Annotated in this window: 1 pseudogene; it reads left to right on the forward strand. The window is 62.8% G+C overall.

Annotation, left to right across the window (positions count from 1 at the left end):
* Positions 1 to 603, forward strand: a pseudogene (locus tag VL15_RS38830) (AAA family ATPase); the annotation flags it as partial.
* Between the last annotated feature and the right edge of the window lie 75 nt (positions 604 to 678).

Below are 678 nucleotides of genomic sequence, written 5' to 3' on the forward strand. Positions count from 1 at the left end.
CGGCCCGTCGCACTGTTCGTCGACGAAGCACACGACCTGAATGGCAACACACTGATCGGCCTGAAGCGCCTGATGGAGCTGGTCGAGGACGGCGGCGGTAGCCTGTCCCTGATCCTCGCCGGGCATCCGAAGTTGCGCAATGACCTGCGACGCGCGACGATGGAAGAAATCGGCTACCGCACCGACATCTTCTCGCTCGACGGCATCGCCGGCAGCCAGCGCGAGTACCTGTACTGGCTGATCGGCGCGTGCGCGTCGGATGGCACCGACGTCGAATCGATCCTCACCGAGGAGGCGATCGATCTGCTGGCGACAAAATTGCGTACGCCGCTGCAAATCCAGCTGCATCTGACACTCGCGTTCGAAGCCGGATATCGGACCGGCGAGAAGCCCGTGTCGGCCGCGCTGGTCGAGTCTATCCTGTCCCGGCAGCTCGATGACCTTGAGCCGACGCTGACGCGTCACGGCTACCGCGTCAAGGATCTCGTGGAGCAGTTCGACGCCAAACCAGCCGAGATCAAGGCACTGTTCGGCAACGCGCTGGAGCCGGAACGAGCGGCTACTCTACGCGACAAGATGCTGGCCGCCGGGCTACCGATCTGAGGGCTGTCAGTTGCAAATAATGTGAGCGGGCGACGATGGAATGCAAGCACGGCCCGCTGAATGCAAGCACAGTTG

Source organism: Burkholderia cepacia (assembly GCF_001039005.1).
Classification (GTDB): domain Bacteria; phylum Pseudomonadota; class Gammaproteobacteria; order Burkholderiales; family Burkholderiaceae; genus Burkholderia; species Burkholderia theae.